At 36.4% G+C, this 24,272-nt stretch carries 14 protein-coding genes and 1 CRISPR repeat array; of the genes, 4 read left to right on the forward strand and 10 right to left on the reverse strand.

What is annotated here, in order from left to right; translation table 11 throughout:
• Positions 1 to 86: 86 nt before the first annotated feature.
• Both AC3M61_RS07130 and AC3M61_RS07135 read right to left on the reverse strand, forming a co-directional pair.
• On the reverse strand, positions 87 to 542 hold the full coding sequence (locus AC3M61_RS07130) for a hypothetical protein (protein WP_500780178.1): 456 nt from the start codon (positions 540 to 542) through the stop codon (positions 87 to 89).
• Between the two features lie 46 nt (positions 543 to 588).
• On the reverse strand, positions 589 to 918 hold the full coding sequence (locus AC3M61_RS07135; RefSeq protein WP_500780179.1) for a hypothetical protein: 330 nt from the start codon (positions 916 to 918) through the stop codon (positions 589 to 591).
• Positions 919 to 1,140: 222 nt separating this feature from the next.
• Here AC3M61_RS07135 and AC3M61_RS07140 point away from each other — a divergent pair, with 222 nt between their 5' ends.
• Together AC3M61_RS07140 and AC3M61_RS07145 are read left to right on the forward strand one after the other, a co-directional pair.
• The gene (locus AC3M61_RS07140; protein WP_500780180.1) at positions 1,141 to 4,563 is read left to right on the forward strand and encodes a RecQ family ATP-dependent DNA helicase; all 3,423 of its coding nucleotides are present in this window, start codon (positions 1,141 to 1,143) and stop codon (positions 4,561 to 4,563) included.
• The gene (locus tag AC3M61_RS07145) at positions 4,564 to 5,787 is read left to right on the forward strand and encodes a hypothetical protein (protein ID WP_500780181.1); all 1,224 of its coding nucleotides are present in this window, start codon (positions 4,564 to 4,566) and stop codon (positions 5,785 to 5,787) included.
• A gap of 66 nt (positions 5,788 to 5,853) precedes the next feature.
• On the opposite strand, the gene AC3M61_RS07150 is transcribed toward AC3M61_RS07145, so the two are convergent.
• The 7 genes from AC3M61_RS07150 to AC3M61_RS07180 all read right to left on the reverse strand — a co-directional run bounded on the left by AC3M61_RS07150 (position 5,854) and on the right by AC3M61_RS07180 (position 18,239).
• Complete coding sequence (locus AC3M61_RS07150; protein ID WP_500780182.1) at positions 5,854 to 10,653, reverse strand: UvrD-helicase domain-containing protein; 4,800 nt, start codon at positions 10,651 to 10,653, stop codon at positions 5,854 to 5,856.
• Positions 10,654 to 11,208: 555 nt separating this feature from the next.
• Positions 11,209 to 12,540 carry a J domain-containing protein gene (locus tag AC3M61_RS07155; protein ID WP_500780183.1) on the reverse strand — a complete coding sequence of 444 codons (1,332 nt, stop codon included), beginning with the start codon at positions 12,538 to 12,540 and terminating at the stop codon, positions 11,209 to 11,211.
• A gap of 2 nt (positions 12,541 to 12,542) precedes the next feature.
• Positions 12,543 to 13,547, reverse strand: coding sequence for a tol-pal system YbgF family protein (locus AC3M61_RS07160; RefSeq protein WP_500780184.1), 1,005 nt, complete (start codon positions 13,545 to 13,547; stop codon positions 12,543 to 12,545).
• Between the two features lie 12 nt (positions 13,548 to 13,559).
• Positions 13,560 to 15,329: an Hsp70 family protein gene (locus tag AC3M61_RS07165; protein ID WP_500780185.1), complete on the reverse strand. Its 1,770-nt coding sequence runs from the start codon at positions 15,327 to 15,329 to the stop codon at positions 13,560 to 13,562.
• A 312-nt stretch (positions 15,330 to 15,641) separates the two neighbouring features.
• Positions 15,642 to 16,265 (reverse strand): nucleotide exchange factor GrpE, encoded by a 624-nt coding sequence (grpE, locus tag AC3M61_RS07170; RefSeq protein ID WP_500780186.1) that lies wholly within the window; start codon positions 16,263 to 16,265, stop codon positions 15,642 to 15,644.
• Between the two features lie 956 nt (positions 16,266 to 17,221).
• Positions 17,222 to 17,659 carry a 3'-5' exonuclease gene (locus AC3M61_RS07175; protein WP_500780187.1) on the reverse strand — a complete coding sequence of 146 codons (438 nt, stop codon included), beginning with the start codon at positions 17,657 to 17,659 and terminating at the stop codon, positions 17,222 to 17,224.
• 64 nt (positions 17,660 to 17,723) lie between these two features.
• The gene (locus AC3M61_RS07180) at positions 17,724 to 18,239 is read right to left on the reverse strand and encodes a double zinc ribbon domain-containing protein (protein WP_500780188.1); all 516 of its coding nucleotides are present in this window, start codon (positions 18,237 to 18,239) and stop codon (positions 17,724 to 17,726) included.
• Positions 18,240 to 18,742: 503 nt separating this feature from the next.
• Positions 18,743 to 19,086: a CRISPR direct-repeat array (repeat unit 36 nt; unit sequence GTTTCCATCTCTTTCAGAGAGTAGTGCCTTCCTAAG).
• A 1,610-nt stretch (positions 19,087 to 20,696) separates the two neighbouring features.
• Between AC3M61_RS07180 and AC3M61_RS07185 the strand changes: the two genes are divergently transcribed.
• A complete protein-coding gene (locus AC3M61_RS07185) occupies positions 20,697 to 22,685 on the forward strand; it encodes a methyl-accepting chemotaxis protein (protein WP_500780189.1) in 1,989 nt (662 codons plus the stop codon).
• Positions 22,686 to 22,738: 53 nt separating this feature from the next.
• On the opposite strand, the gene AC3M61_RS07190 is transcribed toward AC3M61_RS07185, so the two are convergent.
• Positions 22,739 to 23,176 carry a M15 family metallopeptidase gene (locus tag AC3M61_RS07190; protein WP_500780190.1) on the reverse strand — a complete coding sequence of 146 codons (438 nt, stop codon included), beginning with the start codon at positions 23,174 to 23,176 and terminating at the stop codon, positions 22,739 to 22,741.
• A gap of 87 nt (positions 23,177 to 23,263) precedes the next feature.
• Between AC3M61_RS07190 and AC3M61_RS07195 the strand changes: the two genes are divergently transcribed.
• A complete protein-coding gene (locus AC3M61_RS07195) occupies positions 23,264 to 23,965 on the forward strand; it encodes a thioredoxin family protein (protein WP_500780191.1) in 702 nt (233 codons plus the stop codon).
• Positions 23,966 to 24,272 lie beyond the last annotated feature (307 nt).

Consider the following 24,272-nt stretch of genomic DNA (forward strand, 5'->3'; position numbering starts at 1 on the left):
AACATAAAACATTTCGATTTTTAGGTTCAATAATTTACCTACTTAGTATGTAACTAAAAAGCTCACATAAAAAACTCTTCGCTCTGCTATCTTGAGATAACTGCTTGGATGTAACCTATTTGTGTTTTATTAACGTACTGAAGCAAAAGTCCATCTGGAGAGTATTCATAGATGGTGACTTTTACTCCGCCGATGTAAATCCCTGTTTGGATTCCACCAAATTGACCTTGTCCTTCAACGACCCATCTGAAACCTATCTCTGGTATATTGACAATTTCTCCTTTAAGCAGATCTGGGTTGATGTATGCAGGACCTAAGACATTTGTTCCAAGAATCTGTTTTTGGGAACTTCCTAAGTTTGTGAGATTATTAACTATGAACGAATAAAATCTTTCAGAAATCGTTTTTGAGTAAGTCACACTTATTTGTCCATACAGCATTGTTGCACCCGTCATCTCTTCTATTACAACATACTGATAATTAGGATTCGCCTTTATGAGATTATCCGACAAACCACCGAACTTCAATTCTACATCTTTCACAAACATAAGCTCCATCTGGCCAACAGAAGAACTCGAGCCCGATTGTTCAAGAAACCCCAAGTATTCTGAGGAAATCTTGAATCTGACTAAGGATTTTGTAAAATCTATTAAGCCTTTCATTCTTCCAAGTGTTCCGACTATGTGAATTGTATATCTCGAACGTGTAAGCTTTTAAGAATCTATCTCTCTCATTTCTGAGTAAGTGCAAAAGTTCTTCCAATCTTTTTAAGTTTTTCGTAAACATAGTTGCATTCATAAGTTTTTCTAAAGACTTTTTAACTTCTTCTATATGTCGCTCCAGCTGGGTTGCAAGAGCTTGTTTATCCCTGGCGAATTCTTCTTGAAGATTTATAACCGACTGTCTCAAGGTGCTCATCTATTCCACCCCGTTTTCTTAGTCTATAGTTGTCAGTTCTGTTAATAGAATTATAACATAAACACCTCACAACAAACCAATCAGATAAAACGACTATTCACAATTTTATTAAATTAGTGATAAAATATTCTTTAGAAAATTATCCTTTTGCCTGCTTGAATTACCCTCCAAATATTTAAAACTATACCAAATATTAGAATTGTGACGACAGAAGGTGAAAAAATGTCTGGAACTTGTTTATTCACTGCCAATTATGCGTATACCCCTTCAAATTTTGAGATTTCAAACCTTCCTGGTAGCCATGTTAAGGAAAATCCTTACTATCCAGCTTTTTGTGTAGTTAAGAATATTCTCCAACGTGGTAATCCAACGTTGATGTCGAGGTATTTACAAGAAGCCCTAATTCCCATCTACAAGTTCGATGAATTTGCAGAGGATAGACGTGCAGAGGGTGAAGGCGGTATAGAAAACATCAGGAAAACAGGATTTGAAAAATTAAAAGTTTATTCTGAAAAATCACTATCGACTTACGAAAAAGCTTCTTTCTTTGCTACAGCAGTTATTCGTTTTGAGATACTTATTCTTGAACTTCTCCAAAGAAAGGTTCTCAAGCTTGAGGATAAAGAATGGAAATTTAATGTGCTTTCCAACGAAACACTTCCATACAACAAACTACTCGCATATGCGGTTGAAGACGTATTTCTTTGGCTTGAAAATTTGTTGAAATTGATGAAGCTTGAGTTTAAGAAACCAAGAATATACATAGAATTGGCGGGAAAAAACAGTTTTGGACCAAAGGAAGGGTATATAAATATAGATTTCTCTCTTACCGACCGTGAGCCAAATACACACGAGGAAGACGTCATAACCATTCGAACAAAGCTTGATGGGAACGATTACTTCAGGCTTGAAACAACACAGCCTATTAAGTACAAAGTTAACATAGACGAGAATGATATAGAAAATGATATCGATGCCTTGAAATTTTTCCTAAGAAACATCTTTGGCTTTGAGGAATTTACCGATGGTCAAATTCCGGTCATTGCAAAAATTCTATCAGGTGAAGATACAGTTGCCCTACTTCCAACAGGGCGAGGAAAGTCATTGTGTTATCAATTTGCCGCGTTGCTGCAACCAGCCGTTAGCTTGGTGATTTCTCCTCTAAAGTCCCTCATGTTCGACCAGGATTATAATTTAAAGAATTACTTCATGATTTCAAGAACCAATCATATTTACTCGGACCAGACACAAGAAGAAAAAGAGACAGTCATGCAAGAATACCTATCCGGGAAATACTTTTTCATCTTTGTTACCCCTGAAAGGTTGCAAACCCCAGATTTCAGAGAGTGTATGAGGAATGCATATAATAATCTGACGATTGCTTATGCCATTATCGATGAAGTGCACTGTCTCTCAGAATGGGGACATGATTTTAGAACTTCATATGCGAATTTAGTTCCGACAATCCGTCGTCTGTGGCCCGGTGTAAAATTCCTTGGATTAACTGCTACAGCACTACCATTCGTTTTGATTGATTTGACAAAAGAACTCGGAATCAGCTCATCTAATATTGTCACTCCAAAATCTTTTACAAGACCTGAGTTAGAATTTTTTGTTATAAAGAATCATTCCGAAGAAGAAAGAATGCAAAATTTTTTATCTCTGCTGAAAACTTTAGATACAGAAAAGCAGATTTTCACTCTAAGAGGCGAAGATACATATTGCGGAGTTGTTTTCACACAGTTTAAGGAGGATAAATTCAAAGATAAATACAACAATATAATTAAAGGAAAAGGGTGTATATCTCTCGCACAAACTATTAACAGTATATTTGGTAATGTTGCACGGTCTTATTCTGGCGATGATGACGATTTAACAAGACAAAGGATACAAACTGATTTCAAAGAGAATAAATTTCCTCTCTTAGTTGCAACTTCCAAATCGTATGGAATAGGAATTGATAAAAGCAATATAAGATACACTATCCATTACGGATTGCCCATGTCCATAGAGACGTTGTATCAAGAAGTCGGACGTGCTGGAAGGGATAGAAGAAAAGCAGAGTGTTATATATTATACACGGAAAATCCGCCGCTACCTGATGGTTCAACAGTCTCAGAATTTTTTAGCAGAAATCTTGAAGTAAGAGAAATTGTTTCAAAACTTGATAATATTTTCTTAGAGTACAAAGAAGACCCACTGATTAGACTTCAACTTTTGATTGGTGATAACAAAGGTGTTGAAAGTGATCTTGATGTTCTAAGATATGTCTTTTACACATACGCAGCACCGAATTGTGAAGTCTCAATCGAGTTCACAAAATCAACTTTGAGGCATGAATTACCTGAAATCCTATCGGCTCTGGAACTCTTAAAATCAGCAAGGATTGTGGAAAGCTTTAAAGTCGAAGACAAATATTCTCAAACATGGGGTTACAGAAAATCGTATGGCTCAAAGAATTCCAATTTGACAACAATTCATGTTAAATTTTCTAATCTCACCAAAAAAGAAGCATTAGAAAATTACGCAAAAGCTTTTAAGGAACAGTTTACTGAGAATATCAAAGCTCTTGCAAGATATATTTTGGTGACGTATCACAGCCCTACACAATCGGTCTCAATTAATTTGAAAGACAATGTCCTACAGTTTTCAAGACGAGAAATTGAGAAGGCTGTTCATAGGATGAAAATGGTAGGACTTGTCGACGATTGGACGATGGAATGGATAGAAAACGAAATCAAGTTAGCAGATTCTAATGATTATGTCGATTACCTACTCTATGGTTCGGAAAATTTGGGATTTCAAAAAAAGAATGGTGATAATAGGGCTTTGCTAAAGATTAAATTCTCACATTTCAACGAACAGCAAGCTTTGGCAGGGGTTGTGAGTTATATAAGGCGTTACGATATAGAATTTACCTTAGACAAAAACAGTATATACAAAGAGAAATATGAAAAATACATTAGCATACTCAACGACGACTCTCTGGACGAATTCGAAAAGACTTTCAAAATAATGGTAGCCTGGCTCTACGATAACCTTGTATACAGCCGTAGACAATCTCTTTGGAACGCCTACGAGCTTTGCAAACACTACACCGATAGCGAATCGTTTAAAAAATCTTTAGAACGCTACTTTGCCTTCAGTAACTTCTCGAGAAAACTTGAAATAATCGCAGAGAGACCTCTGGAATATCAACTATGGTTTGACGTATTTTACTTTGACAGAACGAACGGCATCACGATTAACAAGCCTGATGAACTCCTTGAAATTGACAGTATTTTGAAGAGACTATTTGAAAGCTACAAAGAGAACACAGGACTTGACTTCGTAAGTGGGCTCACAAACCTTATGCTCGAACAATACGATGACTTAACGAGATTGGACTCGTCATTAAGTGTTATCGTTGGTTTAGGAAATGAGTTTGTGGAAAAGGTTCTTGATGAATTTGTTCAACTGTATGAAAAGCGTATGATTCTAGATAAAGGCAAAGAAGAGTTCTGTAGATTGTTGGTAAAGTATTACGAAAAAGACCCAAAAATGCTCAAGAAAATCTACATGCGCTTCAAGGATACATATTCATTCGAGGCAATTATTAAAAATAGCATAGAAAGACTAAGAAATGTTCTTGAGGAGGTGCGGTAAATGGCAAATGATACGAGAGACGAAGTTGTGGAAAGGCTTTTGAACATAACTGAAGAGTTGGAAGAAGAAAAAAACAACATCAAAAGGCTCAGTGAATTAATTACAAAAGTTGAAGCAAATCAGAAAGAAATCGACGATACAAAGACAACCCTGAACCAAATAATTGATTCACTGAACGCTGAACGTATGCAAATTAGCCAAAAGATTTCCGAGTTTGAGTACAATTTAAAAGATAAGCTTGAAACTGTCGACCGAGTATTTGAAAGGTTGCATACGCTGGTTGAAGAAATGGATAGAACTATGAAGGAGTTTCTCAGTAACCTCTCAGAAGAGTTTTCAGACACCATTCAAGATTCCACAAATAAAATGATGAACGATCTTCAGAAAAGGAACAACCACATAGAAAACTTTGTCAGAGAGATAAACGAAGATACAAAACAGTTACTTGAAACTGTTACCACTACGTTCAATGAAATAAGGGAGAACATTGAAGATTTGATCCAAAAACAGCAATCAGTTCCCAGCAACTTATCAGAAATCTCCAAAAAATTGGAGATACTCTCTCAAGAACTATCATCTACAATCCAAAACACCGCAAAACAGATAGTGAGTCAGCTTCAAGGAGGGAATAGCCGTATTGAGAATATTGTCAAAGAGATAAGCAAAACAAACAACCAATCGCTTGGAGTGATTACTAATTCCGTTGGTGAATTAAAAAACAGCATCAATAATTTTATTCAAAAACAAATGTCTGTTATTGATAGTCTATCAAATATACCCAAGAATTTCGAAAAGCTTTCTCAAGACTTCTCGGCTCTAATCCAAAACAACACTAAACAAATCTTAAGTCAACTACAAAGCGGAAACAGTCGTATTCAAAATATTGTCGAAGAGGTAAGAAAATCCAACAGTCAGGTACTTGAGATGATTACTAATTCTGTCAATGAATTAAAAAATAATATCGATAAATTCATTCAAAGACAAATGTCTATCACTGGTAGTTTATCAAATTTACCTAAGAAGTTGGAAAAACTTTCAACTACCATGGACGCTCAATTCGAAACATCACATGAGAAACTCAAAACGATAATCAGTGAACTCGGTGGTGAGAGCGAAAACAGCAAAATAGCGAAAATAACCAAAGAACTGAAAACACTCAAAGTTCTCAACATTTCGACAATCATTCTCCTTCTTCTATTGTTTGCATATATTATTATCAGGTAGCCTTTAAAAAATTGAGCAGCGTTGGTTTCTACCAACGCTGCGTTGTAGGTTTTGCATTAAGAAAAATTATCCACTTTGTTGATTTGCTTTTCCACAGTCCTGTTTTTTCTTTATCTCTTTTTCTAAGAAATCATCAATATATATCATACTTACAAACTCATCCGGGATTTTCTCAACAAGGTCTTCAATAGATGATGATTTCCCTAATCCAGGAGAACGCATTATATACAACCATTCTTTTGCCCTTGAGACAGCAACGTAGAAAAGACGCTCTTCTTCTTCTGGGTCGCCTTTTGAAAGTGGCAAGTGCCCAGGAACAGCGCCTATCAAGAAAACTACCTTCCACTCCAATCCTTTTGCTTGGTGAATTGTTGAGAGCACGACCCTACCTTTTTCTGGTTCTTTTTCTTCAACTACAAATGCCGAATCTATCTTAGCAACGGCTTTTAGAAGTTCTCCTATGGTCTTATAATTCTTTGCAAACTCAATAAATTCCATAGCAGTTATCATTATCTGATTTATCTCTTGCTCGGTAACACTTAGCACATATTTACACTCTTCTTTATAGAACACCTCAAAGAATATCTCCAACTGCTTGTATGGTGGTACATACCCCTGTGCTCGCTTGAAAGCCTCCCTCAACCTTCTTAATCTTATCAATACATCTTGCGATTTGCCAAGAGAATCTAAGATTTCATTAGATTTAATAAACGTTTCAATCGGACGTTGTGATTGCCGTATAGAATCTATAATCCCTGCTTTCTCTGAGCCACCGTATGGCTTAATTAAGCTAAAGATTTGATACCAAGAGGGTATGTCTGTAGGTTCAATAAACAAATTTAAGAAAGCTACCATATGGCATATCGGAGGTTCTTGAGAAAACTTTTTACTATCGTGAACTTCAAATGGAATGTTGTTTTTTTCAAGCACCAGCTCAATATCCGTCGATAAGTATGCACTTCTATAAAGTACAGCAATGTCTTCGTATTTCAGACCTTTCACCTTTGTGTACTCAATAATCTTTCTCAAAATGAACTCTGCCTCAAGCCTTCTCAAAACCTGGTCTTTTCTATCTTCTTCGTCTTTTATATTTTCATTATCCAAACCAAAATAATCAACGAATTTTTGCCATACACCTTTGTTTCTAACAGCAGCGATATAAGGTTTATCGCCACCCATCTTATTAGACGCTGCTCTCAATGTTTTCGGTATTGCACTTGATGGTAAAACACTATTGATTACCTTGACAATACTCTCTCGGCTCCTGTAGTTTGTTCGAATCATGTAGATTTCTGCATCTTTCAAAAAGTGAACTCCAGCATCAAAATTTCCTCCACGGAATGAGTAAATACTCTGAGCGTCGTCTGCGATGACAAACAAATGGTTCTTTTCTGTACTTATTAGTTCTGCAAACCTAAGTTGGATGATGTTCGTATCCTGGAATTCGTCGATTATAATCCATTTGAATTTGTCGGCTATGACTTTTCTAAGTGAAGCATTGTTAGAAAGCAACTTTATCATCTCAAGCAATATATCATCGAAATCTTTCACGAACTCTTCCTTTTTAAGTTCTTCATATTTTTCGATAATGCTGTTTGCTTCCAAAATCTCTGAGCGGGTTCTGAATTCTCTTTTGGCAATCCGAGCCGCATTGGCAATGGAGTTAATGGTATTTCTCGCATATGAATAAATCTTGTATAAAATCTCTGTCTGAGTATTGTATTTGCTCACTCTTTCTAAATCAAGTTGTAGGTCGTTCTTTTCGCCATCACACAATTTGCTTTTGGCATGTTCCATTAGTATCTTGGCATTCTCTTCTTCTAAAATCTTCCAATCGTAACCCTGAAAGATATGCTCTTTGAACCAATTTAAAATTACGTTAAAAACATGGTGGAATGTTCCATATGTGATTCCTTCAATCGGTCGGTTAGCATACTTTCTTACTCTCTCAATCATTTCATCAGCTGCCTGTCTTGTGAAAGTCACAAGCAATATCTCCGATGGTTTAACACCTGTTAATAATAAAAATGCTATTTTCCTGGCTATCAAATCTGTCTTTCCACTTCCAGGACCGGCTATAACAAGACTTTTTCTGGCATTGCTTAACAGTGCATTGAGTTTTTCATAGTCATCTATTGTTACTAAAAACTGCTTAGCTTCATCACTAAGATTGAATTCTTCGATTTTCCTTTGAACTTCTTCTCTAATTTTTCCAAGACTTTTATCATTGTATATCTTCGCTTTATCTTTTAATTCGTTTTTCGATAGTTTTAAAAGCTCAGGATCTTGCTTTTTCATCTCCGATACTATATCAAACCCAATATTCTCCCATCTCTTAGCCTCTTGTGGTATAAAATCATATTTTTTCAAAACCTTCGCTTTCTCAAACCCGTATCCAAATTCTTTCCATTCCTTAGCTTCTACAGGTTCGAATCCTTCTTGTTCCCATTTCTTTGCTTCAAGTACATCAAAATCAACTTGCATCCAGGCTTTAGCTCTCTTGGCACTAAATCCGTTTTCTTTCCAGGGGCGTATAACAGAGACATCGTTCAGACTGAATCCTTCATCTACCCATTCCCTTGCTTCTTGTGGGGAAAACCTTTCATTCTTCCAGCTTAGCGCTTCTTCTGGACTAAATCTATTAATATGCCACTTAGCCGCATCCTCTATGCTCATTTTCATAGGACATATGCTTCTCCAGATTAAAGCGCCTTGCACATCAAAGCCTGCGCTTTTCCATTCACCAGCTTGAGAGGCTCGGAAACCTCTGTTTAACCATTCTCTTGCTTCTTGCGGGTTAAATCCTGCATCCTTCCATTCCTTTGCAACAAGTGGAACGAAATTATTTCCTTTCCAGTTCCTTGCTTCTTGTGGTGAAAAATATCTGCGCCAATGCTTAGCATCTTCAGGTTCAAAACCATTTTGCTCCCATTCTTTTGCCTCTTCTGGTTCAAATTGTGACCTAAACCATTTAATTGCTACGTCTGGCTTAAAACCTGATGACTTCCAAAGAGCAGCTTTATCAGGCTCATAGAAATCGTTCTCATACCACAGGCGTGCTTCATGTGGTGAAAAACCAGCAATTGCCCACTGGCTTGCCTGTTGTGGCAGAAAATTATTCGCCTTCCAACTCGCCGCCACTTCTGGGTCGTTGATACCAACCAGTTTCCAACTATTAGCTGTGTTTACCGTAAATCCTGCTCTAAACCATCTACCAGCCTCCACTGGTGTAAACCCAGCTCTTTTCCATTCCAACACGTTTGATGGACTAAAACCGTTATTTCTCCACATCATCGCTTCTTGTGGGCTATACCCTTTCTCTTCCCACATTTTTGCTATTCGGGGACTAAACCCGCAGCTTCTCCACATTTCTATTTTCGATATATCGGAAATATTAAACCCATTTTCTCGCCATTCTAAAGCTTCGTCTACATCGTAAACAACCTTCTTTAATCTATTGGCTTCTTCCAGCCTGAAACCATGTGCTCTCCACTCTTCTCGTTCAAATGGTTTGAATCCACTTGCCAATTCATCTATGAGGTCTTTTATACTAATATCTTTCGGTGTTTTCTTCTTTCTCTCGCACGCTACCTTGAATTCATATGCTGTTAAACCATATTGCAAAAGTTCTCGAGCAAGACTTGGGATTATGCCATAATCGTCAAAAACCTTGGAAGCAAAGGCTTCAAAATTCTCTTTTGACCATCTGATGACCTTTCTTGGGTCCTTAAAACCGGCTTGCACCCACTCTCTGATTTGTTCCCTACTGAGTTCGCCCTCCATTCTAAGAACGTTCCTAAATTCAATAGCTTTTTCTAATGTAAAACCATTTTCCATAAACAGGGAATATTCCTCTTCGCTGAAACCTTCGTTGAACCACTTTTGCTTTTCGCCAAGATTTTCTCCGCTTTTACTTTCAAAATCTTCAAAATAGACTGGTATATCATCTTCACCGTTTAGCCATGCTCTGACTTGTTCATATTTCCATCTTTTGCGAGGATTTCTTGTCAGAAGTCCCTTAAGCAGCTGAGCATTCCTGTGTTCAATATCCTCGGGTATTGAAATGTTTTCTGAGGTCAAATAATGCTTAACAACAGCCTCTGAAAGTCCACTGAAGGGATTTTTTCCAACCAAGAGCTCGTACAATATTATCCCAAGATGCCACCAATCTATCTCTTTACCAAAATAATTACTCAGTTCCTCCGGTGCCATGTATGCAAATGAACCTTTCTGGGTTTCAGTATAGACCTTAGTTACATCACCGAACAAAGCTACAGAAATTCCAAAATCAGCTATAACCAAATCTAAAGGTTTCAAACTTCTAACCAAAACGTTTGTGGGTTTCAAATCTCTATGAACAATTCCTTCATTATGCAAAGCATTGAGCGCTTCTGCTAACTCTTTAACAACCGCCTTGAAAAACTGTTCTTTGCTTTTCGCATCTTGTTTTTTAAAGTTGTCAAAATATCTTTTCAAATCTCCGTATTCTATGTATTCCATAAGCTCATAGCAGCGTCCCGATACATCATCCACACCAAATTCGTGGATAACCACAACATGGTCACTTAGCTTCTTGGAGAGTGATGAAAGTTTCCTCAGCACGTTTTCTTTGGGCTTTATACCTTTCCGATATAATTTCAAAAAATATCTAGCACCACTTTTTTCAACAAGAAACGTATCTGCTTCTCCACCTGTGGCATCGAACTCTTGAATTACCTTGTAACTATCAAATAGCCCTACTCTTCCAAAATCACTCTTCTGATTATTGTTAGAGATATCTTGACGAATTGTCGAATCTTGTTCCCTTACCGTCAAGTCTTCATCTAATCTTATTGTCTTGTCGTCATCAGACCTTCCGACTATCATCTCTCCGCTTACCCTCCCGCTATCCCAGTTAGGTTTCATTTATACATCAACGCAGTTCTATCTGCTATATACCAAAAAAGCCTACCTTGCGGTAGGCTTCTCCAAATTCAATATCGTTAAACCCTCCCAAACCCTCCCCGACATATGCACTCAAACCCACCCAAACCTTGCTCTGCGCTCTCAAACAACCCTTCGCCCCTACCCTAAGCCCTTGCTCGACCCACCACCCACCCATTTGCTAACGCCCAACCCTCAACACCCTTCGTCCCAATAGCCCTAAGCCCACCACCCTGCCCTAAGCTCGCTTTCAATCGCTACCCCACCCTGCTCTTCCTGCCTTTCTCTGCTAATACATGCTCATACGGTATGTTATTTTTATTCGTTTGCTATTTGATTCTAAGAACAGCATTTTCAGTGCTCACAATCATTCTGGTTCCGAAAAGATACCATACGATTATCGTTCATCGGTTAATTCTCAACAGAGTGCGTGAATTCGACTTTATTGTATGAATGGAAATTTTACACGTTTACAAAAGTATTACCGAGAAACAGAATTTAAAAGAGTAGCAAGGCAAGTATAAAGATCCCAAAAAGGAAAAGTGGAATTAAACATCCACCAGATGTCCCAGTGTACGTTGGAGGTGACTGATACTGTCCATTACCTATTTTGCCACCAAAGAAATACTGTTTTAGGTCTTCGTAAGTCTTTTTCGTTTTCTGATCACCTGTTAACTCATAAATTATCTTCGAAACATAATAGAGTACAAAAAAATCCTGCGGAAGTGGATTATTACGAGCATATAAAGGTAATATTTCAACTAATCTATTCACAATATAGTTTTTAAGTAACGCATTCTTCTTTCCGGTGTTTATTAATTCATTTACACGCCATGACACTTTATTTTCGCACTCTGTAATATTAAAAGACGAATTTATTTCTTTCTCTAGCTGTATTATCTGTTGTTCAATATTCTTAACTTTACCAAAAAATTCATCAAACTCTTCAAAAGCCTTTTTTACATTCGGGTCACCAGTTAGTTCATAAATAATTTTACTCGAGTAGTACATTCCAAAGAGTCCAGCATCTATTTGCAAACTGCGATAGAGTTCTATATCCTCTAAAGCTCCACTTACGATGTAACCTATCAGCTCTTCTTTTTGTTTTCCAAGTCTTATTAATTCATCAACGTGCCATGAAACCTTATTCTTTGCTTCTTCAAACGTAACACTCATAAGTATGTGATGTCTTATTATTAGCAGTTTGTAATCAACATAACTAAGGTCGTCAAACTCTAATTCTGAAATTTTCCTTAGCACTTGCTCTGCTTCGACAACTCTCCCAGATAAGAAATATGTGAAATATAATTCTCTAAACGTGTAAAAATTCTTCTCTATCACCAATGCCTTTTTCAGATATTTTTCTGCATTATAAAAATCATTCATAAGACTATAGTTTAGGCCAATCAAATGGTAAACAATAGAAGATTCTCCCACTGCATTTAGTGCTTTCGACAAAATATCGATTGCCTGCCTTCTGTTCCCTTTTAGAGCAGAAACTTCTGAAAGTTTTATCCACAAATCTATCGAGTCTTGCTTTATGGATAAAAGTTTTTTCAGTTTCTTTTCAGCCTCCTCATATCTTTTCTGAGAAATATCTTCGTCTACCTTCTTTAAAGTATCCATAAATTCTTGGCCGTAATCAAGCATAAAATCATAGTTTGCTCTTCTTTCCTTGTTACTTAACGTCTCGTACGCTTCACGTATTTTTTTAAAGTTCTCTGGATCCTTTTCAGGATTGTGTTTTCTTAGCAATCGAGCATATGCCTTTTTTATCTCTTCCTCGCTAGCATTCCTATCTACTTGCAAAATATCATAGTAATTTTCCATGTTCAGCGTTGTCCCCCTTCCAAGAGCACCCTTATCTTGCTATTGAAGAAGATGCTTTCACGATCTATTCTGCTTGCATACTTCTTAGCCTCCTCTATGTTTCTACTATCATACAGTAGCATAGTGAGGCTATACAAAGCTTCATCACTATATGGACCTTTTTCATACTTGGAGATAAATTCTTTGTAACGATCTGTGGCGTCGTCTTTATTAATATGTTCTGCTGCTTTAGCCAAGAAATATAGTACATGTCGCTCTAAATAAGTACCAGCACTAATCTCGTTGGCAATACTTAAATACTCGTATGCCTTATCGTACTTTTTATTCTTATAGGCTTTTAAACCAGCCTTGTATAAACTTCTAACGAGTTCTATGCCCAACGCTTCCTTCGTCTTTTCAAAAGTCAAGTCTTTAACATATTCTGTTTTTGTCTGGTATACAATTTCCGTCTTTGGCACTTCCTTGTAAACAATCTTTGGTTCTGTGTTCGTTGTTTTAGCAAAATATACCCCTAACACTAAAATAGGAATGAGTGCCAACAATACTGCTGCATTGAGCATTTTTTGAAAATCTATACGTCTTAATAGCATTATCTTATCAAACTCATCACTATATCCCAGTCTCTGAGCCTGTTTTACGACTAGTTCTAATTCCTTATCCCTTCCCAGTTTAGCTAAGCAAATAGCGTAAAGTTTGAGACCACTGATCGTGATAAATTCTCTTTCATAGTACGGTTTAATAAATTCAATAGCCTTCTTGTATTTCTTCTTTTTTGCAGATTCTAAAGCCTTATTGAAATCATTTATGTATTCATTGACAAATTCAAAGTTTTCGACATAACTCTTTGCTTTCTCATCGTTATGTTTTATGTAATTGTACTTAAAAACAGCGCAAGCTTCCTCAAAATGCTCGTTAAAAAGGAGCAAGGATGCAACTAAGTTCAGATTTTCTGGAGAGTCTTCTCGTGCCAATAATTCTTCAATTATTTCATAGAAAGCTGGTTGCATCTATTGCCCTCCTTAATCAATCATAAAGAGTAGATCCACGATTTCCGATTCTATTGTTTCAGCTTTTTCGCTGTTGTTTTCAACAATACACTGTTTTATCTCCTCGAGAAGGTTTTTGAGTCTTCTTATTTTTTCAGCATTACCGTTTTCATTCTTAATATTTTCTAGCTTTCTTTCAGCTGTTTCTATAACCATTTTGTATTTCTTGTACAACTCCATCTCTTTGTACATGTTAATAGAGCGTTTTTCAAGTTGGTTTAGAGCTTTGCTAACTTCTTCGGAATATGTTGAATCCCCAACATGAGCTACTCGCTTTATTTCCATTTCACGACGATATCCTGTACTCATTATTTCCGCAACTACCCTCAGGTTTCCATTGATATCGTAACTGTATTCTACTCTTATTGGTACCTGTCCACGTGGCCTTGGTGGTATATTGTCAAGAACAAATTCGCCTATCAACGTTGCATCTTTTGTCCAAACACAATCATTGTCAAGTGTTTGATATACCTTTACATTAACCTCTGTCTGATAATCGTTTACTGTGTAAAACAGATCGGCTTTCGTTGTCGGTATCGTTGAATTGCGTTCTATCATCTTTCTAAAAATACCCGGAATCAAGACCCCGTTTACTTCTTCGGCTACTTCAATTCCAAGATTAAATGGACACACATCCGTAATTAAAATTCCGTTCTCCTCTGAAATTTTTCCTGCCTTTATAGCTGCTTGTATGGCAGCCCCAAAAGCTACAGCATATATAGGATCAAGATTATTCCTATCCATGTAAATTTTCTTACCAAGTTTCCTTTCTACATAATCTCTCACAAAAGGAATATTACTCGTCCCTCCAACCATCAACACATAATCAATATCTTTGTAAGACAAACCTTTGTCCTCTAACGCTTTATCTATAACAAATCCTGCTCGCTCGACCAAGTCTTTGACCGCAGTGTTGAATTCAGCCTTTGTAATGTTCACTTCTATATCCAATAATTTGCCATCAGCGACGACATTTTCTATTTTAACCTCCACTTGGTTATTAAGTGTATTTGAAAGTTCGATTTTTGCCTGTTCTGCTGCTGATTTCAACTTGGCTAAAACTTCCAAGTTACTTCTATCAAGTTTTACCTCATATTTTTCCTTCGTTTTTCTTATAATTAGTTCCATCATCCTTTCATCAAAGTCTTTTCCTCCAAGCCTCGTGTCTCCGTAAGATGTCTCGACATCGAGTATGCCCTCGAACATTTTTAGCACAGTAACATCGAGAGTTCCGCCCCCAAAGTCAAACACTAGAATTCTCATATCTTTATCCAAATTTTTTATTCCGAAGGCTAATGCTGCTGCCGTAGGTTCATTTATTATTCTCTCACATTTTATACCAGCCATCTGAGCTGCAATCATAGTGGCTTTTCTTTGATTATCATCAAAGTTTGCTGGAACCGTAATAACGACTTCTTCAACCGTTTCTTCACCATGTGTTTTCAAATACTCTTCAGCAATTCTTTTTAGATACCCAAGAAGCAAAGCGGAAATTTCCTCAGGTCTGAACTTTTTGTCTCCAAGTCTAATCATTTCACCAGTTCCCATAAGTCTTTTGAATTCCGTCACAGTGTGGTTAGGTCTTCCTATATACTGACTTTTAGCATCTTCCCCAAATACAAATTCTCCATTAGTGTCAATTCCCACGTACGAAGGAACCATACATATGAGGCGTACGGTGCCATCCTTATAATATGCCACTTCACTTGTTGAAGTACCAAGATCAATACCTATATATGCCATAACTCCTCCCCCTTGCTCAAAATGTTAAATCAACTTGTTGAAAATCTCCAAAAAAAACATTATTTTCTAAATGCGAGACTTCCCTCAAAACTTTCTCTGAAGAAAATGTCTCAGCATGAATTAACCAAAACCTGGATTTTGTAAGTGTGAACCGAGGTTGTAGGAAAATTAGTGTTCATAAACTATGCGAGAATGATTTTTATGTGATAAGAAATTTTGCAAAATTTCACGGTAATAATATTTAATAGCGTTGTTTGACACTTTGTATTTACCAACATTAATCGTTAGCTGCACTATTGAAAATATTTACTACTATTTGTTGTTTAAGACTGTTACAACTTGCGCCTTTCTTAATATTTTTCCGTTGTATATAAACCCTACACTCAAAACATCAATTATGGTTTCTTCTTCCATACCTTCTACCTGCTGAGTTGAAACAATTTGATGAAGGCTCGTATCGTATTTCTTTCCTTTTGGATTTTCTACGGTAATGCCTATTTTCTTCAATTCTTGTTCAAATTTGTCGAGAATTTTCACAACTAATGTCGACAGGTCTTGAGAATGCTTTTCGGCAAACCTGAAAATCTCCCAAGTATAGCTGTACATTCTTATCATAGTATTTACCAACTGCTCGACAGTTTGTTCTTTTTTCATCACTTCTTGCTTCAAGCTTGCTATTTCATTTTCAATGTTACTCTTATCTGTCAGCTCGTGAACTATTGCATCCGATACTAAAGCCATCTTTTTAATAAGTTTTTCAATATTGGCAAGGCTTTCACTGCTTACGTTTGTTGTTGACCCTTCAGCACTCTTTGATTTAGTCAAGGAATCAATAACTCTTTCTTCATAATATTCACATTTTTTTGGATCAAATGAAAGTTTCATCAAATCGCTTAGAAGAAGGGACGGAGCATTTAGCTTTCGACTGTTCTCCAAATCACTTCACCTCTCTTGTAATATGTATCTTATGTATCTTAGCAGAATAAATCACATTTTCTTTTTATTCACATACACGATATTTTCTGTAACAGTTTTGCTCTCCTAAGGGGTCGAAAAAATCTAAAAACAACCTTTCTGTTATACCATGCATCTGGATGGTTAGGATCTATCAAGGAAACTTTATTAAAGTAAGTTAGAGCTTAATGATACATTCCCATCCTTGCTATAGACTTTGCTAATTTATCTAAAACTCTTTCGTTCTTTGGATTGACTGAAAAAGTTTTACCATAACAGTAACATTTCTGTCTATTGCCCTGTGTCAAGATAAATCCTGCTGCCATTATTCAGGTGCTTTAATATAATACAAGGTAATTCTTAGCACTTCCTCATGAACATTGGATAGTGGATAGTTTTTTATCTTCCATAAGACCACATCATTTAACGTTTTTATTGTTAACCGCAAGTATTGAAAGTGTTTTGTTAAATAAATGATCAAGCACATCAATTTTTCAAAAACGTTTTTAGATATCAAGATTCAAGTTTCTCTCTCTACGAAAAGAAAAATTTCTTTCCATTCCTGCAGTGTAAATTCCATGAATGTAGGGAAAACTGAATTTTTTTCAAAGGTAAAAATAAACAAAATCTTTTGAATTCTCTTGTAGGCTCAACTCACACTGAAAATTATTGGCAATCTCCTGTTTTCGTTTTCCAAATTATGAGTCTTATACAGTTTGTGTGGCCTAACCTCTTGTTTGGATTCTTAGTTCAACAACTGTATAACATTATTACAACTTAAGAATTCTCAGATTTTTTATTAGCTCACATGATGATGGCTTTTTGCGTTTATTCGAACATACCATGGGTTGTCTACAAAAGGGTTACATTTACATATTATAACAAAAATTATGATTCTTTCAATGAAATTCCAAAAGAACTTGAACTTGTTACTGAGTTTACAAGTTTTTTTGACTATTTTGTGGTAGATATTTTTCCATGAATTCATCAAGGAACAATGTTTGAACAAGGTTGTCTCCTACCTTTTCGAGAAAATCTTTTCTATTTTGAGCAGGTTTGAAACCTGGAGAGCGAATAAGGTACAACTGTTCTTTTGCTCTCGAAACCCCAACGTAGAACAACCGTTCTTCCTCATCCATACGGGCTCTCACATGTGGAAACCTGCCCGGAACAATCCCTATCAAAAACACCACTTTCCACTCTAATCCCTTTGCTTGGTGAAGTGTTGAAAGAACAACTTTACCCTTCCTTAGATCTTCTTCCACCGACGTGAAATTTGAATCTATACTGTTTATAAATTTTAAGAACTCACGAACATTTTCGTAATTCTCAGATGCTTTGATAAATGTTTCGGCAATTGTTTGAAAGACCTTCAAACATATCTGAACCTCCCGACCACGAAAGAAAGTCTTAAAACAAAAAGGGTATGGAAGTATGCCTTTACCAGTCATAATCTTCGTAATAGTCGTCTTCATCGTCATAATCAGGGTCGTAGTCATAATCATCGTAATTATCCTCAAGATTTCCTTCCCAATAAAAAAGCCAACCGCAGTCCCAACACTCATCCGCATCGTTTGGAACAATCTTCCCGCAGCGTGGACATTTCTTTTTACCAAATCTATACCTACATTCCGGACAATATTCTAAATCATCTTTAATAAACGCTCCACATTTTGGACATTCCTTCCTTCCAAAATGCCCTTGGTGATAATAGTTGTAATCATCAAAATCATCGTAATGATTGTAATCATTGTAATTATCAAAATTATCCTCAAGATTTCCTTCCCAATAAAAAAGCCAACCGCAGTCCCAACACTCATCCGCACCGTTTGGAACAATCTTCCCACAGCGTGGGCACCTCTTTTTACCAAATCTATACCCACATTCCGGACAATATTTTAAATAGTCTTTTAAAAACGCCCCACAATCTGGGCATTTTTTCCTACCACTTGGCATATACACACCTCCGAAAGAACCCTGGTGCAATCGGGAAACTTCCAGGATGAAACCTTACACTTTTTTGTCTAAATCCAATTACTTTACTTACCATATATAAAATATTTTGAAGACTTTTGCCATTCAGTCCCCATACTTAGGAAATAATCCACTTTTACTTGATAAACCCAGGTTTACCAGCCCAGTAACTGTCTTTGACTTTCTTAAGGTAGTATCCTTCTGCAAAAAGAAAAAAATAGTTCCAATGAAAATATCTTTGAATCTTATCTTCCTAAAATTGTTCACAAATTGTTAATCAAGCGAATAAATTAACCAACAGAAATAAAGATAACTTTCGAGCATTTTTCTATAGTTGCACAGCTATCATACAATTTTATCTTATCATTTTTTTAATAGAAAAGTCAACTTTCCGATACGCTTAAAATAAAAAAATGCCCATGCATACCAATTGTACCGATGCATGGGCACAAATTTCGAATTTACTCTGGAATTATCATTTTCTTTCATCCATCTCTTTCAGAGAGTAGTGCCTTCCTAAGTACGAAACAATTTTTGGGGAGGTAACAGGACTCCCCGAGCCGTTTCCACCTCTTTCAGAGAGTAGTTCCTTCCTAAGAGCAGGAGTTAACAAAGCTCCTGCTCTGGCTAGTTCAGAGGTTTCCATCTCTTTCAGAGAGTAGTGCCTTCCTAAGGAGAAGGCATACATCAGTATATGGTATACGAGGGAACGTACCTGTTTCCATCTCTTTCAGAGAGTAGTGCCTTCCTAAGAGTATGTTAAAGGTAGTTGATGGATATTTCATACATACAAGTTTCCATCTCTTTCAGAGAGTAGTGCCTTCCTAAGAGTAGCCTTCCAGGATGCGCATGAATAGATATGTTCCGGAAGGCGATTTTCCCTACCCCCGAAGTTAGATGCTCTGAAAAATGTTTTAGCGTGCCTAACACTTGTGTTAAATCATTTATTCATGCTGATTCCCTGGGGGTAATTCAACAAGTTCCTTAGTAAGTAAGCATAGATATTAGCTTTACGCATGCTTTTCACTTGGAAATATGGTTGTAACAATAGGTAGGGAAAGTAATTTTGCATTTGGTCTAAAAATCGAAAAAGCGCATGAAATAATGATTTTTGAAAATCGGGTGTTTTAAAAGCATGAACAATTCAATTTTCACCCGCATGAATACGTGAAGAATGAACAATTTTGTGTAACACATATTTTGTTTTCAAAGACGCCCCGATGTGATAAATAAATTATTTCTAATAGTGATGGCGTTTATATTTACCACTCGCCGGGCGTTTTGTGTTATGTAATGTATAAAAAAGTGCAGTGTTTGATTATTTATATTCTACCATTTTTCCCACTCTATAGGCAAGTTTAGAGAAAAGTTATTTCCATATAATTGTGGTTTTCACTCAGTTGTACGCTTAATCGGATTTGTAGAAAATGTTTTGAATAATGAACAAATGTCTTTTGCGCGCTTCGGACGTGCTAAAGTTTGTTGTTGGCAATTTTGTTCCTGATTTATAGGTTATTAAAGAATTTGTGTACGGTCAACTTTTGTATTTAAATATGGTGTGTTGTTTACGGGCTCTTTTTAGAAAAACATGGTGAAGAAATTTGAAAGTTTGTTCTAACCAGCTAATATCACAAGTAATCATGGTGGAATACCTATTATTCCTTAAATTAGTTACTCTGTGTGATAATAATGCTTTCTCCAAAAAAATATGTTTCATAAAGAAGTAATATAATCCGATGAAATCATTCGGTATTTTACTTCGTCAGGTGTAAGCTCTACCGAACATTCACATAGGAATCCAACCTCGTTTCTGATTACAGAATTTCCGGTGTATGGTCATTCAAAGATTTTTAAACTTATGGATTTGATATTTTCATTCATCATAATACGTCTTAGAAACATCATTTTAAGAAACTGTTCCCGTAGGTTTTAAATTATAAGTGATTTTCCAAGGTAAATCTTCAGCAATGCTTTGAAAATAGCAACTGCACATAACGAACCAGAGCACATAAAAATTTATAATTTTGGAAATTCTTATGTAGTAATAGCAATCCAATATTATCTCACTGTCAACTCAATTTGTGTTATATCTGTATTTTATTGTCACAAAAAAACACTTTTGAAAAAGGGATAATGGAATTAACACATCTAAAAAAATCGTAAAGTATTTTCTTCCATAACGTTATTAGAAGCTAAATTCAAAGGCATTTCCAAATGTTTCTATATAAAAGTGAACTACTGCTAAATTTTGGTTACAATTATACCGACATAGATTGACAATTAGATTTTTTCTGATTAAATTTACAGTGAGGTCATGGTCAGAAGTTTGTGTTTCGTTCTTTTCTTCAAATATTCTTAAGACAACAATGTCTATAGTAGCTAAATCTACCTTAGTGTCTCGGTGAACAGTCTTATAATCTTCACAGCGAGGTGAGTTTTGTGAGTTTAAGGAAGAAACTCATTCTATCACTTGTCCTAATTGCGATTTTATCAACATTTGTTAGCACCATGGTCTCGTTAGCCATTTCAACAAAACGACTCAAAGACGCAGTCCACCAAATTCAGTCACTTGTATTAGACGCTACAATCCGAGAACTTGAAAACAAAATTGAACAGTTGACGAACCCTCTTGTAGATTTTGCAGCAAGTGGGGCTCTGTCTTCGTATTTAATGGACTTATCAAGCGAAGAAGGATTTTCACAAATCTCATTTGGAATAAGAAATGCAAGTGAAAGACTCAAAGGTTCTGGATATGAAGAGGTTTTCATCGTTTTACCCAATTCAAAGACGTTTTCAAAAGATGGTTTGGTGAATGTATCACTTCCTAAGGAATTAACAGAACCCGTGTTAAGCGGAGCAAAGGAAAACGAACTGTATGCACCATATGAATATAATGGCAAGATTTTTATGCTGGTTGCCGCCCCATTGCTTGATTTTGGAGAAAACGTCATAGGAATTCTTGTCGGATTGCTAAAACTCGATGAAATTCAAAAAATAGTTATCCAAAAGAAAATCGGGAAAACGGGCTATTTGGCATTAACTTACGGAACTGTGACAATAGCTCACCCCAAAGCAGAATTCGTTGGCAAACTCGACCTTACAAAAGAAGAGGGTACAAAGCCTCTTGCAAAAGCAATTACCTCAGCATCCGAAGGAACAATAACCTATACATTCAACGGGAAGAAATTTGCCATTTTCAACAGACTTAATAATACACCAATGACCTTAATAGGTATAGCACCATATAAGGAAATAATGGAAGTAAGTAATCAAATGATTATTTCAGGTTTGGCAACAAGTATTGTCATTGCAGTAATATCTATTTTCCTTGCCGTGTTCATTACTAAGAGCATTATCAGACGTGTAGATTATATTGTTCAGATTGCTCAAAAGGTTGCTGAAAATGATTTAACAATTGAATTCTCCGACAAATATCTCGGTACCGACGAACTTGGAAAACTCGGAATAGCATTCAAAACATTAACCGAGAGTTTCAAACAAACTGTTGGTGAAATCATCAAGCTCGGAGCTCAAGTTTCTTCCGTTTCATTTATGCTTGAAGACCTTGCAAGGAATTCTTCTGAAGCTGCAGAAGTCTCAAAAAATACTGTTCAAAAAACTTCTTTGGAAGTCCAGGATATTGCCGCAGCAACAGAAGAAGGGAATAGCGGAATGGAAGAAATCGCAGCAGGAGCGCAAAATATTGCAAAATATTCCGAAAACTTATCTCACAGCGCAGAAGTCATGAAGGAAAACGTGAGTACAGTGTCTAAGAGAATGAGTGAAGTCGAATTGTCAGTATCGGAAATTCGAAGTGGTATGAGTGAATCTCTCGCTGCAATAGTCGAACTAACGAAGTTCTCAAATCAAATAGGCGAAATTGTGCAAACGATAAATTCGATAGCCGAACAAACGAACTTACTTGCACTTAACGCAGCAATTGAAGCAGCAAGAGCAGGTGAAGCTGGTAGAGGATTTGCAGTTGTTGCTGACGAAATTAGAAAGCTCGCAGAGGAAAGTAGACAAGCTACTAAGAAAATAGGAGAAATCCTTGGAAAGATAGGAGAACAAGCACAAAAGGTTGAAAAAGTAACTTCAGCAGTAAATCAGAAGGTTTCTGGTTATGTGGACACTGTAAGAGAAGCAAAGTCCAGTTTGGAATTGCTTATTGAAAAGATAGAAGAAGTTTCTAAGATGACAACAGACCTTGCTGCAACTGCAGAAGAGCAAAGTGGAGCAACCGAGGAAGTTAGTGCTGCGATTGATAAGATAACAAAAAATATACAAGAAGTCGAACAAGATATCGTCGAGATGGCCGAGCAAATTGCAAGCCAAACAGAACAAGTTCACCAAGTAAAGAACTTTGCAGATGAATTAACTTCAACAGTAAATGAACTCAACGAATTTGTTAGAAAGTTCAAAATCTAGACCTACTAAAATGTTCAAAAGCCCATCCTAAAGGATGGGCTTTTTTTGGACATTTATTTTACGTACCTTCTCCAATTTTTCATCTGCAAATGTGGATAATCTGGGAAATCTTTCCAACTTCCTCCCCATTCTAACCCTAAACTTTCAGCTATCTTTCCACATTTGTTCCATAGCGCAGAATTATTCCATACCGCCTTCCCATCTATCAATGGCACAAAATCAACAGCCAGTCCATGGCAATGTGGTGAATCTTTGAGCATGGTAACTATCTTGTTTTCCTTCTCACTTATCGGTGGCATTCCTGCTTTTTTTCTTGCATTGTTGACAACTTCAAGTGGAGCTCTTCCTTGTAAGTAAAGTGCATATTGTTCTTCTTTCCTTCTGTATGTGTTGTAAATCAACACTTCAATGCCTGCAGCTTTGCAATGTTCAATAAATCTTTCCACAAGAATTTTGAATTCAGTTTTGAGTTTTTGCAAACTTCTTTCCACAATATCACCCAGAAAGATGTATCTACTTTGTGTAAATATGATAAAATTTTTTGTATCATCTTGTTTATCAAGGGGGGGGATAAGCGTATGGCAAAAACACTGCGGATACTTCTCTTATCGGCTCTTATTTTCTCAACTCTTTTGTTTGCTGCGATTAATTATCCACATGTATTCAAAGAGCTTGGATTAGCTCACACTCTATCTATTATTGAAGGGAAAACACTTCTCATCTACTTTGGTTCTGCAGGATGCAGTTGGTGTAAAAAGTTTGAAAATGACGTGCTCAACAACCAAGCAGTCCAAGACTTTTTGAGGGCTAATTTTATCTTTGTTAGAATACTCGGTGGTACAAGTTATAATATGTTCAAGGGGAAAGTATACACAAACAACGAGCTTTTCAAATTGTTCAAAGTGCCAGCAGTCCCAACATTTGTGTTCATGAAGGATGATAACGTAATACATACACAAATTGGATATTCTCCTACGAGTGAGTATTTAAAGCTATTAAAAACAAAAGTTAGAATTATCGATGAAGGATACGATGAAAATTCACAAGACTTGAGTAAAGATTTGGATAATTACAGAGGAAAACCAATGATAATCAGAATATCCAAGAATGATGCAGAATTTGTTCTGACATACGATAAAAATGCAAAGCTGATAGAGAAATTAGATGAAGAACTTAAGGAAGTTGATATATGCACAACCCACGTTACCTTTGACGAAGAAATTGCCAAAAAACTGAATGAGATGGGCGTGATACGGGTTTTGATAATTCAAGACAAGTAGTGAATTATAACCAAAAAAGAGGGGAGAAGACGTCCCCTCGTTGTTCATTTTTTTCGGTCATATTTAATAGAAGAACTGTATAAATCACGAAGAGAAACGGAATCGATTGAGTATGCGTCTTCCAGATGTTGCAAAAAACTTTCCTTACATTTCCTACCCTACCAATCCAAAGAACAACCATGCAGGAATCCCGATAATACCTTCATCTTTGAATGATGTTTCTTGTGTAACAATAATACCTTTACCAAAGACTTTCTTCATTCCTAGATAATCTGATTTACTGATGTTTTTCTGATATTTGACTTCT

It is taken from the genome of Fervidobacterium sp. (assembly GCF_059913585.1).